Genomic DNA, 13,848 nt, shown 5'->3' with positions numbered 1-13,848 from the left:
CCCAGGCCCCCGGCGGCCCGGCCGGCCCCGACACCCAGGCCCCCGGCGGCCCGGCCGCCCCCGACACCCAGACCCCTGGCGGCCCCGCCCGCCCCGACGCCCCCGAGGGAGGTACCGCGTGATCCTCGCCGCGCAGAATCCCGGCTTCCTCTCGCCCTCCGGCGTCGAGATCGCCTTCCTCCTCGTCGGCCTCGTCACCCTCGGCGCCGCCGTCGTCACCGTCACCACCAGGCAGCTCGTCCACGCCGCCCTGTGGCTGGTCGTGACGCTCGGCGGCCTCGCCGTCGCGTACCTGCTCCTGACCGCCGAGTTCATCGCCTGGGTCCAGGTACTGATCTACGTCGGCTCCGTCGTCGTTCTCCTCCTCTTCGGGCTCATGCTCACCAAGGCCCCGATCGGCCGCTCCCCGGACGCCGACTCGGGCAACCGCCCGGTCGCCCTCGCGGTCGCGCTCGCCGCGGCCGCCGCGCTCGTCTGGGTGGTCGTCGACGCCTTCCGTACGACCTGGATCGACCTCGACGGACCGGCCCAGGGCTCCACCGAGGTGTCCGGCGAGATGCTCTTCCGCTACTGGGTGCTGCCCTTCGAGGCGCTCTCCGTCCTCCTGCTGGCCGCGCTGGTCGGCGCGATCGTCCTGTCCCGCAAGGACACCACCGGCACGAAGGACGGGAACTGATGCATCTCGCCTACCCCGCCGTCCTCGCCGCCCTGCTCTTCTGCGTCGGCCTCTACGGCGTCCTCGCCCGCCGCAACGCGATCCTGGTCCTGATGTCCGTCGAGCTGATGCTCAACGCCGTCAACCTCAACCTGGTCGCCTTCGACGTCTGGCTCCGCGACACCCTGCACGCGGGCCAGGCCCTCACCCTCTTCATCATCGCCATCGCCGCCGCCGAGATCGGCATCGGTCTCGCGATCGTCCTGATGGTCTACCGCAACCGCGGCAGCTCCGACGTCGACCGGCTCCGGGACACGGCGGAGACCGACGAGGCCGCGCCCGCGACCGGGGAAGCTCCCGCGTCCGACGAGAAGGCCGAGGCCACCGCGTGACCACCACGACCCTCGCCGTCCTCGTCCCCCTCCTTCCCTTCCTCGGTTCCGCCACCGGCCTCCTCCTCGGCCGGCGGGCGCCCGGCTTCGCCCGCCCGCTCGCCGTCCTGCCGACGCTGGCCGCGGCCGTCCTCGCGGTCCTCGTCGCCCTCCGCCAGGGCGGCGGGCGGACCGTCGAGGCCGCCACCCAGCTCACCCCCACCGGCTCCGTCCCCATCGACCTGGCCCTCCACATCGACGGCTTCGCCGCCCTGGCCGCCGTCCTGGTCGGCGTGGTCGCCACCTGCGTGCAGATCTACTCGACCGGCTATCTGCGCGACGACCCGCGCTACCCCTCCTACGCGGCGCTGGTCTCCCTCTTCACCTCCGCGATGCTGGTCGTCGTCTACTCCGGTGACCTGATGGTGCTCCTGGTCGGTTGGGAGATCATGGGCATCTGCTCGTACTTCCTCGTCGGCCACTACTGGGAGACCCCCGAGGCGCGCGCCGCCTCCCTCAAGGCCTTCCTGGTCACCAAGCTCGGCGACGTCCCCTTCCTGATCGGCCTGTTCGCGCTCGCCGCGGACGCGGGCACCTTCCGGATCGACGGGATCCTCGGCGCCGTCGCCGGCGACGGCCTCGACCACCCCACACTGATCGCGCTGCTGCTCCTCGCCGGAGTGGCGGGCAAGTCCGCGCAGTTCCCGCTGCACACCTGGCTCCCCGACGCGATGGCCGGCCCCACCCCTGTCTCGGCGCTGATCCACGCGGCGACGATGGTCGCCGCCGGTATCTACTTCGTGGCCCGGCTCCTTCCGGTCTTCGCCTCCTCCGCCGCCGCGCTGACCGTGCTCGCCGTGATGGCCGCGATCACCATGGTCGGCTCGGCGCTCGCCGCGCTCGCCCAGGACGACATCAAGCGGGTCCTCGCCTACTCGACCATCGGCCAGCTCGGCTACATGGCCGGCGCCCTGGCCGTCGGCGACCGGGGGGCCGCCGTCTTCCACCTCCTGTCCCACGGTGCGTTCAAGGCGCTGCTCTTCCTCGCCGCCGGCGCCGTCATCCACGCCGCCGGTACGAACTCGCTCTCGGCCATGTCCCGGACGAGCGGCCTGACCAAGCGGATCCCCGACGCGTACTGGACGATGACCGTCGCCCTGCTCGCACTCGCCGCCCTGCCGCCGTTCGCCGGCTTCTTCTCCAAGGAAGCCGTCCTCGTGGCCGCCGAGCACACCGCCCTCGGAGACCGGACCGTCGCCCCCGCCGGGGCCGGCTGGACCGTCCTCGTCGCGGGCCTGCTCACCGCCCTGCTCACCGCCGCCTACGCGACCCGGCTGTGGCTGCTCGCCTTCCGCGGCCGCGGCACCGAGGCCCCCGACCACGGCCGCCAGCCACTCGCCATGACCACCGTCCTGTGGGTGCTCGCCATCCCCTCCCTCGGCTTCGGTCTGAGCGTCACCTACCTCGACGACTGGTTCGACGGCCACGCGCTCACCCCGACCGTCACCACCGCCGTCCTCGGCACGGGCATCGCCGTCGTCGGCTCCCTGGTCACCTACGCCGTCTGGCAGCGCACCCGCGCCCTCGCCGCCCGGACCCCCCTCGGCGCCGTCGCCGCCCACCCCGAGGGCGACGCCGGTCTCGTCGAGGCCGAGGCCATCGCGAGCCACGCCCCCGCCTACGGCGACATCGCCTCGGCCCCGGACCCGGCCGACCCCGGCCGCGTCCTCCTCGGACCGCTGCACCGCCACGCCGCCACCGGCTTCCACCTGGACGCCGTCTACCGGACGCTCTTCGTCCGCCCCGTCCAGGCCGCCGCCTCCCTGGTCCGCTTCCTGGACCGCGAGGTCGTCGACACCTACGTCCGTGGCGCGGGCACCGGCACGAACTGGCTGGGATGGCTCGTCCGCCGCGCCCAGACCGGCAACGTGCAGACCTACCTCAGCGCCCTGCTGGCCGGCTCCGTCGTCCTGGCGATCGCCGCCGTCGTCCTCGCCAACGTCGCCGCCGGAGCGTGAGCCGTGATCGATATCAGCGAATCCGTGATGCAGTTCCTTCTCGCGTTGATCGTCCTCGGGCCGCTCGTCGGCGCCGCCGCGGCCCTCCTCCCGCCCCCGCCCGGGCTGAAGGGGAAGTCGCCCGACCAGGCCGTGCTCCGCCACGGCGTGATCGTCACCGGTGTCGTCCTCATCGCCGCGATCGTCCTCGCGCTCGGCTTCGACCACGACCAGCCGTCGAAGATGCAGGCGAGCACGGACATCACGTGGATCCCCGCACTCGACGTGCGGATCCACCTCGGCGTCGACGGCATTTCCCTCCCCCTCCTGGTCATGACCGCGCTGCTGACCTTCCTCAGCGCGCTCTACAGCTACTTCAAGATGCCTTCCGGCCCGTCCCCGAAGGCCTTCGTCGCCCTGCTCCTCGTCCTCGAGTCCGGCACCCTCGCCACCTTCGCCGTCCTCGACCTCGTGCTGTTCTTCCTGGCCTTCGAGATGGTCCTCATCCCGATGTACTTCCTCATCGCCCGCTGGGGCGGCGAGGGCCGGCAGGCCGCCGCCTGGAAGTTCATCCTCTTCACGCTGCTCGGCTCGGTCGTCATGCTGCTCGGCCTGCTCCTCATCGGCGTGAAGGCGGGCACGTTCGACATGGTGGCACTGGCCACTGACAACGGCCGTGGACTGACCACATCCGTGCAGGTCATCGCAGTTCTCGCGATCGGCATCGGCCTCGCCGTGAAGACTCCGATGTGGCCGCTGCACAGCTGGCTCCCGGACGCCCACACCGCGGCCCCGACCGTCGGCTCCGTCCTCCTCGCCGGCGTCCTGCTGAAGATGGGCACGTACGGGTTCGTCCGGATCGTCCTCCCGATCGCCCCCGACGGCATGCGGGTCTTCGCCCCGTACCTCGCCGCCTTCGCCGTCGCCGGCATCATCTACGGATCGCTCGCCTGTCTCGCCCTCGCGAAGACCGGCAACAAGGGCGACCTCAAGCGCCTGATCGCCTACTCCTCCGTCGGCCACATGGGCTTCGTGCTCCTCGGCATCGCGACCATGACCCCCACCGGAGTCAACGGCGCGCTCTTCGCCAACATCGCCCACGGCCTCATCACCGGCCTCCTCTTCTTCCTGGTCGGCGCCCTCAAGGACCGGTACGGCACCGCCGACCTCGACACCCTCGCGGGCGCCACCGGCGCGGCCCTCTACGGCCGCGCCCCGCGCCTGGGAGGACTGCTCGCGTTCGCCGCCGTCGCCTCCCTGGGGCTCCCCGGCCTCGCCGGCTTCTGGGGCGAGATGCTGGCCCTGTTCGGCGCCTTCGAGCCGGCCGAGGGCCTCAGCCGTCCCGCCTTCCTCACCTTCATGGCCATCGGCGCCTTCGGCACGCTGCTCACCGCCGCGTACCTGCTCGTCGTCGTCCGCCGGGTGTGCATGGGCGGCCCCCGCCCCGGCGGCGAGGAAGCGCTGGCAGACATCCAGGGGTACGAGTTCGCCGCCTGGACCCCGCTCGTCGCCCTGACCGTCCTCGCCGGACTGTGGCCCGCGGTCCTCCTCGGCCTCACCGACCCGGCCGTGCAGCAGCTCCTCGCCGGAGGCAAGCAGTGACCCCTACCGCCGCAAGCCTCGTCCAGTCCGTCGACTGGCTCGCGATCGCGCCGCCCACCCTCGCGGCGGTGGTCGCGCTCGCCGTGCTCTTCGCCGACCTGTTCGTCCCGGCCGGACGCAAGCAGCTCCTCGGCTGGACCGCGATCGCGGGGCTCGTCGCCTCGATCGTCCTCCTCGTCCCGCTGCGCGCCGGCGACCGTTCCACGTTCTGCCTCACGACGCAGCCCGCCGTGTGCAGCTACACCGCCGACCACTTCACCCTGGTCATCCAGTTCCTGGTGCTCGGCGGGGCGCTGCTCACCGCGCTGCTGTCGCTCGCCGACACCAAGGAGAAGCTGCCGGCGGGGGAGTACTGGTTCCTGCTGCTCTCCTCGGCCGCCGGCGCGGCCCTGCTGCCCGCCTCCCGCGACCTCGCGACCCTGGTCGTCGCCCTCGAAGTGGCCTCGCTGCCCGCCTTCGCGCTGGTCGGCCTGCGCCGCGGCGACCGCCGGTCCAGCGAGGCCGCGCTGAAGTTCTTCCTCTCCTCGGTCACCGCGACCGCCGTCACCCTGCTCGGCGTCAGCTTCGTGTACGCGGCGACCGGGAGCCTCCACCTCACCGAGATCGCCCAGCGCCTCGACGGCGTCCCCGGACAGCTGGAGACCCTCGCCCGGGCCGGCGTCGCCCTCACCCTGGTCGGCTTCGCCTTCAAGACGGCCGCCGTCCCCTTCCACTTCTGGGTCCCCGACACCTACGTCGGCGCCCCGCTGCCGGTCGCCGGCTACCTCTCCGTGGTCGGCAAGGCCGTCGGCTTCACCGGCCTCATCCTGGTCACCGTCGTCGCGTTCCCTTCGTACGCGGACGTCTGGGGCCCCGCGCTCGCCGTCCTTGCGGCGCTCACCATGACCGTGGGCAACGTGGCGGCCCTGCGCCAGGTCTCCACGCGCGCGTGGAGCGCCGTCCGGCTGCTCGCCTGGTCCTCCGTCGCCCAGGCCGGCTACCTCCTGGTGCCGATCGCCGCCGCCGCGTACTCCGGCAACGACCAGATCGGCGCCACCGTCGCGTACGCCCTGATGTACGCCGTCGTGAACCTCGGCGCCTTCGCGGTGGTCGTGCTGGTCTCCCGTACCCACCCGGAGAACCGTCTCGACGACTACCGCGGCCTGTACGCCACCCGGCCGCTCACCGCCCTCACCATGGGCTTCTTCCTGCTCAACCTGGCCGGTCTGCCCCCCGGTGTCATCGGCCTCTTCGCCAAGGTCACCGTCTTCTCGGCGGCGGTCGACGCGGGCCTCGGCTGGCTGGCCGTGATCATGGGCGTCAATGTCGTGATCGGCCTCTACTACTACCTGCGGTGGACGGCGGTGCTCTTCCGGGCGCCCCGGGCCGAGGCGGAGAGGGTCCACGCGCGCGTGCCCGCCGCGGTCACCCTGGCGATCGTGCTGGCCGCCGCCGTCGGCGTGGTGCTGTCGGGCTACCCGCAGTTCGCGCTCCGCTTCGCGGCGAACACCCTCTTCTGACGCCCACCCCCACGCTTCCCCCTCTCCCCTCCCCCCAGAACTTTCCCCCCAGAAATCCCCCACAGAAAAGCGCCAAGGAGCAACACCCGTGCTGAACGGCTTCAGGGACTTCATCCTCCGCGGGAACGTCATCTCGATGGCCATCGGTCTCGCCGTCGGCTCGGCGTTCACCGCCGTCGTCACCGGATTCAGCAAGGCGTTCATCACGCCGCTCATCGGTCTGGCCACCGGCTCGGTCGGCGACTTCAGCGAAGCCAGGTTCACCTTCCGCGGCACGGTCTTCCCGTACGGCCTGCTCATCGCCGCCACCATCGCCTTCGCGATCACCGCCGGGGTGCTGTACTTCCTCGTGGTCGTCCCCATGACGAAGATCCAGGAGAGGTTCGCCAAGGAGGAGACCGACATCAAGTCCGAGAAGCGCGACTGCCCCCGCTGCTTCACCGAGATCCCCGCCGTCGCCTCCCGCTGCGCCCACTGCACCAGCGAGGTCGAGCCGGTCGCCGCCGTCCTGGAGAAGGTCGGCGTCCCGGCAGCCCGCTAGAAGCTGCCCCGTCAGCCCGCCGACCAGGCCACTCCTTCGGCCTACATCGCCCCCGGTACGGCCCGGGGAACCCGCGCCTCCCGCCTGGCGTTGACCTGTACGGGAGGGTCCACTGGACGAGTGGACCACCACGAGCAAAGGGTTCCCCTGCCGCACCACCTGGAGGGCGTACCGTGCACCGCCGGCACAACGGGCTGAGGACCGCCGTACTCCTCGGAGGGCTCTCCGCCCTCATCATCGTCATCGGCAGCTTCTTCGGACGTACGGGTCTGATCGTCGCGCTCCTCGTGGCGCTCGGGACCAACGCGTACGCCTACTGGAACAGCGACAAGCTGGCGCTGCGGGCGATGCGGGCCCGTCCCGTCAGCGAGTTCGAGGCGCCCGAGCTCTACCGGATGGTGCGCGAGCTCTCCACCCAGGCCCGCCAGCCCATGCCCCGGCTCTACATCTCGCCGACCCAGGCCCCGAACGCCTTCGCGACCGGCCGCAACCCGCGCAACGCCGCCGTCTGCTGCACCGAGGGGATCCTGCGGATCCTCGACGAGCGCGAACTGCGCGGGGTCATCGGCCACGAGCTGAGCCACGTCTACAACCGGGACATCCTGATCTCCTCGGTCGCCGGAGCGCTCGCCTCCGTGATCATGTTCCTGGTCAACTTCGCCTGGCTGATCCCGGTCGGCCGCTCGAACGACGACGACGGCCCCGGCCTGCTCGGCATGCTCCTGATCATGATCCTCGGCCCGGTCGCCGCCTCGGTCATCCAGCTCGCGATCAGCCGCTCCCGGGAGTACGAGGCGGATGCCTCCGGCGCCCAGCTCACCGGCGACCCGCTCGCTCTCGCCAGTGCCCTGCGCAAGCTCGACGCGGGTACGAAGCAGCTGCCGTTGCCGGCCGAGCCCAGGATCGAGACCGCCAGTCACATGATGATCGCGAACCCCTTCCGTCCGGGCCAGGGGCTGTCCAGGATGTTCTCGACGCACCCGCCGATGGCGGAGCGCATCTCCCGACTCGAACAGATGGCAGGTCGCCGCCCGTGAAGACAATCCTCAACGTCGTCTGGCTGATCCTCTGCGGCCTCTGGATGTTCCTCAGCTATCTGCTGGCCGGCGTCCTGCTGTGCATCACGATCATCGGCATCCCCTTCGGCCTCGCCGCCTTCCGGATCGGCGTCTACGCCCTCTGGCCCTTCGGCTACACCGTCGTGGACCGGCGCGACGCCGGCGCGCCCTCCTGCGTCGGCAACGTGCTGTGGCTGATCCTCGCGGGCTGGTGGCTGGCGCTCGGCCACATCGTCACCGGCATCGCGCTCTGCGTCACGATCATCGGCATCCCGCTGGGCATCGCCAACTTCAAGCTGGTCCCCGTCTCGCTGCTGCCGCTGGGCAAGGAGATCGTCCCCACGGACCAGCCGTTCGGATACACCTCCCCGACCCGCTGATGCACTCCGCGAAGTACGCGCTGGTGCCCGGCCCGGGGGACAGCGGCCGTGCCCGGCGCGGGGGACAGCGGCCGGTACGCCCTGGCCCTCTGCAAGGACGTCGAGGGCCTCTTCGTCGAACCGGCGCTTCCGGTACGCGTCCGCTACGAGCTGCGCGGCTGCGAACCGCAGGGCGGACCGGCCAGGGCCGTCGCAGAGGCGGCCGTGGCGGGCACGGCGCCGCTCGGGACGCTGTACGTGGAGGCGTCGGGCACCCCGTGGATCCTGTCGGGCGTCCGCGTCCTCGGCGCGCGTGGTGACGTGGTGACGGTCGAGGCGACGGGCGAGGCACGGCGCATGTTCGGTGTCGGGCCCGACGCCTGCCGCTGCGCGGACCTCGTCCGCGTCTCGCCCCCGGAGCCGGAGGAGAAGACCCACACCGAGGTCACCTTCATCGGCTGCTCCCCGCGCGGCGAGCTCCGCGACGCCCTGGCGGCGGGCGCCGAGGAGTTCCGTGCGGTGCGCTACCAGGCCCTGACCTGGGTCGGCGCTGTCCATCACGAGGGCGACGCCGGCCGCATCACGCGCTGGGACACCTCCACCCGCCACCACGGCCTCGTCGACCTCACCGTGTGCTTTCCCCGCTCGGGGACGCTGCCGCCCGTGAGCCGGGAGATCTGGGACCTCTTCCGGCGGGACCGGCCCGCGAAGCCCGGCACCTGGCAGCGGTTCTCCGGCGCCGCCCGCGGAGAGTGGCTGACGCAGGCCGCCGCCCGTGGCCACGGTGCCCCGGAGATCGTCCCCGGCACCACGTACCACCTCGACGGCACCCACATCGTCGACGACGACTCGTTCCAGTGCGCCGTCGGGGAGGCCGTGTTCGGTCCGGGACGGTGCTTCCCCGCGGGAGCGCCGCGGGTGATCGGCGAGGAGCTCGCCGGCACCACCCTGGTCTGGCACGACGCCCACGTCGCCCGCACCTGCCTGGGTGTCCGCCCGTACGCAGGGAGACGCCCGGCCACCTTCCAGGAGATCGTCGACGCCCTCACGGACGCGGGCGTACGGGTCGTCCTCGAGTGACCGCGTACGCCACCGCCCCCGCCGCGAGGACCCCCGCCCCGGCCAGGACCGACGTCAGCGGCAGCGAGAAGGCGAGCACCGCGCAGCCGGCCAGGCCCAGCGCGGCGAGCGGCCGGTGGGAGCGGCCCAGGGTCCAGGCGGAGGCGTTGGCGATGCCGTAGTAGGCGAGGACACCGAAGGACGAGAACCCGATGGCGGCCCGCACGTCCGCCGTGGCCGCCACCACGGCCACCACCGCGCCCACCGCCAGCTCGGCCCGGTGCGGCACCTGGAAGCGCGGATGGACGGCGGCGAGCCCGGTCGGCAGATGCCCGTCCCGCGCCATCGCCAGGGTCGTCCGGGACACCCCGAGGATCAGCGACAGCAGGGAGCCCAGGGCCGCGACGGCCGCCCCGGCCGTGATCACCGGGACCAGCCAGCCGGCGTCCGCCGCCCGGGCCGCGTCCGCGAGCGGGGCGGGCGAGACGGCCAGGGCCCGTGGCCCCAGGACGGTGAGGACGCACAGCGCCACCGCCGCGTAGACGGCGAGCGCGATGCCGAGGGCGAGCGGGATCGCCCGGGGGATGGTCCGGGCCGGATCGCGCACCTCCTCGCCGAGCGTCGCGATCCGCGCGTACCCGGCGAACGCGAAGAACAGCAGCCCCGCCGCCTGCAGCACCCCGTCCGCCGACACGTCCGTCCCCAGTGCGAGCCGGCCGAGGTCCCCGGAACCGGAGGCGAAGGAGGCCACGACGGCCAGGGCGAGGACGGCGAGGACCAGGGCCACGACCACTCGCGTCAGGAGCGCCGACTTCTGGACGCCGGCGTAGTTCACGGCGGTCAGGACGACCACCGCGGCGACCGCCACCGCATGGGCCTGCCCCGGCCAGAGGTAGGCGCCGACCGTCAGCGCCATCGCCGCGCACGAGGCCGTCTTGCCGACGACGAAGGCCCAGCCCGCCAGGTACCCCCAGAACGGCCCGAGACGTTCGCGTCCGTACACATAGGTGCCGCCCGAGGCGGGATACAGGGCGGCGAGCCGTGCCGAGGCCATGGCGTTGCAGTACGCGACGATCGCGGCGATCCCGAGCGCCGGAAGCAGCCACGATCCGGCCGCCCTCGCCGCGGGCCCGAGCGCGACGAAGATCCCGGCCCCCACCATCGAGCCGAGCCCGACGACGACGGCGTCGAAGACCCCCAGCGAGCGGCGTAGTTGTGTCATGCGCCGCACATTAGTTCAGCCCGGCAACCGAGACCGGGGCGCCGGGCGTCCTTCCCGGCATGAGCATCATCAGCTGGATCGTTCTCGGACTGCTCGCGGGTGTCGTCGCCAAGATCCTGCTGCCCGGCAGGGACCCGGGCGGCCTCATCGGCACGACCCTGATCGGCGTCGCGGGCGCCTTCGTCGGCGGCTGGATCTCCGCGCGCTTCCTGGACCGTCCGATCACCACGCAGTTCTACGACGGTGCCACCTGGCTCTCGGCCATCGGCGGAGCGCTGGTGCTGCTGATCGCGTACCGGATCCTCTTCGGCCACTCGCGCTCGCGCTAGCGGCGTCGCCCGGACACGACCGGGAGCCCCGTCTGACGCAGCGTGATGTTCAGCCGGCCGGTGAGCCCGAGGTTCGGACCGGCGGTCCCCGGGTACACCTTGGGCACTCCGTGGTACGCGAGGCGCGAGGGGCCGCCGAAGACGAAGAGGTCGCCGGACTCCAACTCCACGTCGGTGTACGGCCTTCCCCGCGACTCGGTGTTCCCGAACCGGAACACGCAACGGTCGCCCAGGCTCAACGACACCACCGAAGCGCCGGACCGCTCCTCCTTGTCCTGGTGCATGCCCATCCGGGCGCCCGCGTCGTAGAAGTTGACCAGCGCGGTGTCGGGCACGAAGCCGCCGTCCTCCCCGTACACCTCGACGAGCGCCTCCCGCCCCAACGCGGCCAGCCAGCCCGGCAGTTCGACGCCCACCTCGTCGAGATACCGGTACGGCTCCCACCGCCGGCCCAGGCAGAGCGACCGCACGGACATCACTCCGCCACCGGGCAGCACGGTCTGCCGGTACGGAAGGGGCCCGCGCCCCCACTCCCGGCAGGCGGCGACCAACTCCCGCTGCCGCTCGGGCGGAAGCCACCCGGGCACGTGCACCGCGCCCGGCGCGACCTCGGCCCGCTCGCGGGGGAACAGCCCCTCGGTCACACGTGCGCGCCTTCGAGCCCGAGAAGCCGTTCCTTGCGCTCCAGGCCGGCCGCGTACCCGCGCAGAGCGCCGTCCGCCCCGACGACCCGGTGGCAGGGCCGCACCACGAGCAGCGGATTGCGCCCGATCGCCGTACCGACGGCCCGCACCCCGGCCCCGGAGGACCCCACCTGCCGGGCGATGTCCCCGTACGAGACGGTGGAGCCGTACGGGATGTCCTCCACGGCCCGCCAGACCCGCCGCTGGAACTCCGTACCGCCGGCCGTGTACGCGATGTCGAAGCGGTCCCGGCGGCCGGCGAAGTACTCGGCCAGCTGCCCGGCGATCCCCTCGAACGCCTCGGGCGCCCGCCGCCAGCCGTCCTCGACGGTGACGGCACCCTTCTGCCCGGGCAGCGAGAGCGAGGCGAGCTCCGTGGGGCCGCCCTCGACGGCCCGCCCGACCAGCAGCATCTCGCCCAGCGGCCCGTCGACGTACGCGTACACGGTCTGCTGCGTCATGGCTCGTTCCTCTCCTCGCACGCTCGATCCGTCATCCAGTGTGCGAGGGCCGCCGGCGCCGGGCTGGCGGTTTTCGGACATGCAGATCGACTACCGGTAGTTCACGAACTGGATCGCGAAGTCGAAGTCCTTGCCCTTGAGCAGCGCCTGCACGGCCTGCAGGTCGTCCCGGCTCTTCGAGCTGACCCGCAGCTCGTCGCCCTGGACCTGCGCCTTGACACCCTTGGGGCCCTCGTCGCGGATGGCCTTGGCGACCTTCTTGGCGTTCTCCTGGGAGATGCCCTCCTCGATCGTGGCGAAGATCTTGTACTCCTTGCCGGACAGCTGCGGCTCGCCCGCGTCCAGCGACTTCAGCGAGATCCCGCGCTTGATCAGCTTGGTCTCGAAGATGTCGAGGATCGCCTTCACGCGCTCCTCGCCGTTGGCCTGCATCAGGATCTTCTCGCCCTGCCAGGAGATCGAGGCGTCGGTGCCCTTGAAGTCGTAGCGCTGCGAGATCTCCTTCGCGGCCTGGTTGAGGGCGTTGTCGACCTCCTGCCGCTCGACCTTGGACACGATGTCGAAACTGGAGTCGGCCATGACGTGTGGCTCCTTGCGTCGAATGCGTTGCGGTTGCGTTGGCGTACAGCGCAAGCCTAGTCATCCGCGGCCACCCGATCCGCTGATCAATCCGGTGGCGGAGCACCCCTGGGCATCAGGTATCGTTTACGTCGTTGCCACGGAGCACCGCCGAAAAGCGGCTCCGAGCAGCGACATCCCATGGCGGTGTGCCCGAGTGGCCAATGGGAGCGGACTGTAAATCCGTCGGCTTAGCCTACCCAGGTTCGAATCCTGGCGCCGCCACGCGATAGAGAAGGTCCCCGGTGCGTGCACCGGGGACCTTCTTCGTTCTCCGGGGACGGTGCCGTGGCCGGTTCGGGGACGGGTTCAGTTGCCCGCTACGTCCTTCACCGCCACCGATACCGGGGTCGAGCCGCTGACCAGTTCCAGGGTCAGGCCCGCGGTGGCCGGGGTCTCCAGGAGTTCGGCCAGGACCGCCGCCACGTCGTCGCGGGGGATCGGGCCGCGGCCGGTCGAGGCCTCCAGGCGGACCAGGCCCGTGCCGGCGTCGTTCGTCAGCATGCCGGGGCGCAGGATCGTCCAGTCCAGGGCCTCGCGGGAGCGCACCGAGTCGTCCGCCGCGCCCTTGGCCCGCAGATAGGCGTCGAAGACCTCGTCGCCCGGGTGGCCGGCGTCGGCGCCCATCGAGGAGACGACGACATAGCGGCGTACGTGCGCCCGTTCGGCCGCGTCGGCGAAGAGGACCGCCGCGGCGCGGTCCACGGTGTCCTTGCGCTCCACGGAGCTGCCCGGGCCCGCGCCCGCCGCGAAGACCGCGGCGTCGGCGCCCTGCAGGACCGCCGCGACCATCTCCAGCGACGCCGACTCCAGATCCAGGACGACGGGTTCGGCGCCCGCCGCCCGCAGGTCGTCGGCCTGCTCCGGTCTGCGGATGAGCCCCGCGACCTCGTGTCCCGCCGCCGAGAGCAGCCGCTCCAGGCGCAGGGCGATCTGACCGTGTCCTCCAGCGATGACAATGCGCATACTCACGACCGTACGTCGGGATCGGCCGGGGGGCTTCCCGGCTCCGGGCGTTCCGGGCGGCCCTGGCGCGGCAGGTCGAGCGCCGCCGCCGAGTCGCAGTACTCGCGCACCGCGCTCGTCCGGGCCACCACCCGGCCCCGGTGCACCACGATCCGGCTGTACGCGAGGGACAGCACGCCCGTGAGGCGGTCGCCGCGCACCGCGAGCAGCTCCGCCGGGAACCCGGCCTCCACCCGTACCTCGGCCAGCCCCATCGCCGCCCGGGCCCCCGCGCTCACCGCCCCGTACGCGTCCTCGGCCGGCAGTCCGCCGAGCGAGGCCAGCAGGTAGGCGGCCTCCAACGGGTCCCCGCGCCCCACCGGGTTGGAGACATCGCGCAGCGCCCCGCCGCCCGCGGCGAGCCGCACGCCGGCCGCTCGCAGCAGCCG

General features: G+C 72.3%; 15 protein-coding genes, 1 tRNA gene and 1 pseudogene. 11 read left to right on the top strand and 6 right to left on the bottom strand.

Features of this window, described 5'->3' with window-relative positions; translation table 11 throughout:
- Positions 1–118: 118 nt before the first annotated feature.
- From J7E93_RS25380 to J7E93_RS25340, 9 genes are all read left to right on the top strand, one after another.
- A complete protein-coding gene (locus J7E93_RS25380; protein ID WP_215072262.1) occupies positions 119–676 on the top strand; it encodes an NADH-quinone oxidoreductase subunit J in 558 nt (185 codons plus the stop codon).
- Positions 676–1,047 (top strand): NADH-quinone oxidoreductase subunit NuoK, encoded by a 372-nt coding sequence (gene nuoK / locus J7E93_RS25375; RefSeq protein WP_215072261.1) that lies wholly within the window; start codon positions 676–678, stop codon positions 1,045–1,047. Before J7E93_RS25380 ends, nuoK begins: the two co-directional genes overlap by 1 nt.
- The gene (locus tag J7E93_RS25370) at positions 1,044–3,044 is read left to right on the top strand and encodes an NADH-quinone oxidoreductase subunit L (RefSeq protein ID WP_215072260.1); all 2,001 of its coding nucleotides are present in this window, start codon (positions 1,044–1,046) and stop codon (positions 3,042–3,044) included. Before nuoK ends, J7E93_RS25370 begins: the two co-directional genes overlap by 4 nt.
- 27 nt (positions 3,045–3,071) lie before the next feature.
- On the top strand, positions 3,072–4,625 hold the full coding sequence (locus tag J7E93_RS25365) for a NuoM family protein (protein ID WP_215072263.1): 1,554 nt from the start codon (positions 3,072–3,074) through the stop codon (positions 4,623–4,625).
- A complete protein-coding gene (locus J7E93_RS25360) occupies positions 4,622–6,124 on the top strand; it encodes an NADH-quinone oxidoreductase subunit N (protein WP_215072259.1) in 1,503 nt (500 codons plus the stop codon). The genes J7E93_RS25365 and J7E93_RS25360 overlap by 4 nt, the downstream gene beginning before the upstream one ends.
- An 88-nt stretch (positions 6,125–6,212) precedes the next feature.
- A complete protein-coding gene (gene mscL, locus J7E93_RS25355) occupies positions 6,213–6,665 on the top strand; it encodes a large conductance mechanosensitive channel protein MscL (protein ID WP_215072258.1) in 453 nt (150 codons plus the stop codon).
- 173 nt (positions 6,666–6,838) lie between these two features.
- Entirely contained in the window at positions 6,839–7,702 is an 864-nt protein-coding gene (gene htpX / locus J7E93_RS25350) for a zinc metalloprotease HtpX (protein WP_215072257.1), read from the top strand.
- Entirely contained in the window at positions 7,699–8,103 is a 405-nt protein-coding gene (locus tag J7E93_RS25345) for a YccF domain-containing protein (protein WP_215072256.1), read from the top strand. Before htpX ends, J7E93_RS25345 begins: the two co-directional genes overlap by 4 nt.
- 48 nt (positions 8,104–8,151) lie before the next feature.
- A complete protein-coding gene (locus J7E93_RS25340) occupies positions 8,152–9,162 on the top strand; it encodes a hypothetical protein (RefSeq protein ID WP_215072255.1) in 1,011 nt (336 codons plus the stop codon).
- Here J7E93_RS25340 and J7E93_RS25335 read toward each other — a convergent pair.
- Complete coding sequence (locus J7E93_RS25335) at positions 9,128–10,363, bottom strand: APC family permease (protein ID WP_215072254.1); 1,236 nt, start codon at positions 10,361–10,363, stop codon at positions 9,128–9,130. The genes J7E93_RS25340 and J7E93_RS25335 overlap by 35 nt on opposite strands.
- Positions 10,364–10,422: 59 nt before the next feature.
- Between J7E93_RS25335 and J7E93_RS25330 the strand changes: the two genes are divergently transcribed.
- Positions 10,423–10,692: a GlsB/YeaQ/YmgE family stress response membrane protein gene (locus J7E93_RS25330; RefSeq protein ID WP_215072253.1), complete on the top strand. Its 270-nt coding sequence runs from the start codon at positions 10,423–10,425 to the stop codon at positions 10,690–10,692.
- Here the strand turns inward: J7E93_RS25330 and J7E93_RS25325 are convergent.
- The 3 genes from J7E93_RS25325 to J7E93_RS25315 all read right to left on the bottom strand — a co-directional run bounded on the left by J7E93_RS25325 (position 10,689) and on the right by J7E93_RS25315 (position 12,415).
- Positions 10,689–11,336, bottom strand: a complete 648-nt coding sequence (locus J7E93_RS25325; RefSeq protein WP_215072252.1) for an alpha-ketoglutarate-dependent dioxygenase AlkB — start codon at positions 11,334–11,336, stop codon at positions 10,689–10,691. The genes J7E93_RS25330 and J7E93_RS25325 overlap by 4 nt on opposite strands.
- Positions 11,333–11,836, bottom strand: a complete 504-nt coding sequence (locus J7E93_RS25320) for a methylated-DNA--[protein]-cysteine S-methyltransferase (RefSeq protein ID WP_215072251.1) — start codon at positions 11,834–11,836, stop codon at positions 11,333–11,335. The genes J7E93_RS25325 and J7E93_RS25320 overlap by 4 nt, the downstream gene beginning before the upstream one ends.
- Positions 11,837–11,926: 90 nt before the next feature.
- Positions 11,927–12,415 carry a YajQ family cyclic di-GMP-binding protein gene (locus J7E93_RS25315; RefSeq protein ID WP_215072250.1) on the bottom strand — a complete coding sequence of 163 codons (489 nt, stop codon included), beginning with the start codon at positions 12,413–12,415 and terminating at the stop codon, positions 11,927–11,929.
- A gap of 182 nt (positions 12,416–12,597) precedes the next feature.
- Here J7E93_RS25315 and J7E93_RS25310 point away from each other — a divergent pair.
- Positions 12,598–12,679: transfer RNA gene (locus tag J7E93_RS25310), tRNA-Tyr, on the top strand.
- A gap of 84 nt (positions 12,680–12,763) precedes the next feature.
- On the opposite strand, the gene J7E93_RS25305 is transcribed toward J7E93_RS25310, so the two are convergent.
- Positions 12,764–13,420, bottom strand: a complete 657-nt coding sequence (locus J7E93_RS25305; protein ID WP_215072249.1) for an NAD(P)H-binding protein — start codon at positions 13,418–13,420, stop codon at positions 12,764–12,766.
- A gap of 2 nt (positions 13,421–13,422) precedes the next feature.
- Positions 13,423–13,848: pseudogene (locus J7E93_RS25300) on the bottom strand (hydrolase); the annotation flags it as partial.

The sequence above is a fragment of the Streptomyces sp. ISL-36 genome (assembly GCF_018614205.1).
Classification (GTDB): Bacteria; Actinomycetota; Actinomycetes; order Streptomycetales; family Streptomycetaceae; genus Streptomyces.
Note: the sequence above shows the minus strand (reverse complement) of the source record. Positions and strands in the feature narration are given on the sequence as shown.

Coding starts and splice junctions, on each gene's coding strand:
- nuoK (WP_215072261.1), top strand. CDS start 676: ATGCATCTCGCCTACCCCGCCGTCCTCGCCGCCCTGCTCTTCTGCGTC.
- J7E93_RS25365 (WP_215072263.1), top strand. CDS start 3,072: ATGCAGTTCCTTCTCGCGTTGATCGTCCTCGGGCCGCTCGTCGGCGCC.
- J7E93_RS25335 (WP_215072254.1), bottom strand. CDS start 10,363: ATGACACAACTACGCCGCTCGCTGGGGGTCTTCGACGCCGTCGTCGTC.
- J7E93_RS25330 (WP_215072253.1), top strand. CDS start 10,423: ATGAGCATCATCAGCTGGATCGTTCTCGGACTGCTCGCGGGTGTCGTC.
- J7E93_RS25320 (WP_215072251.1), bottom strand. CDS start 11,836: ATGACGCAGCAGACCGTGTACGCGTACGTCGACGGGCCGCTGGGCGAG.
- J7E93_RS25315 (WP_215072250.1), bottom strand. CDS start 12,415: ATGGCCGACTCCAGTTTCGACATCGTGTCCAAGGTCGAGCGGCAGGAG.
- J7E93_RS25305 (WP_215072249.1), bottom strand. CDS start 13,420: ATGCGCATTGTCATCGCTGGAGGACACGGTCAGATCGCCCTGCGCCTG.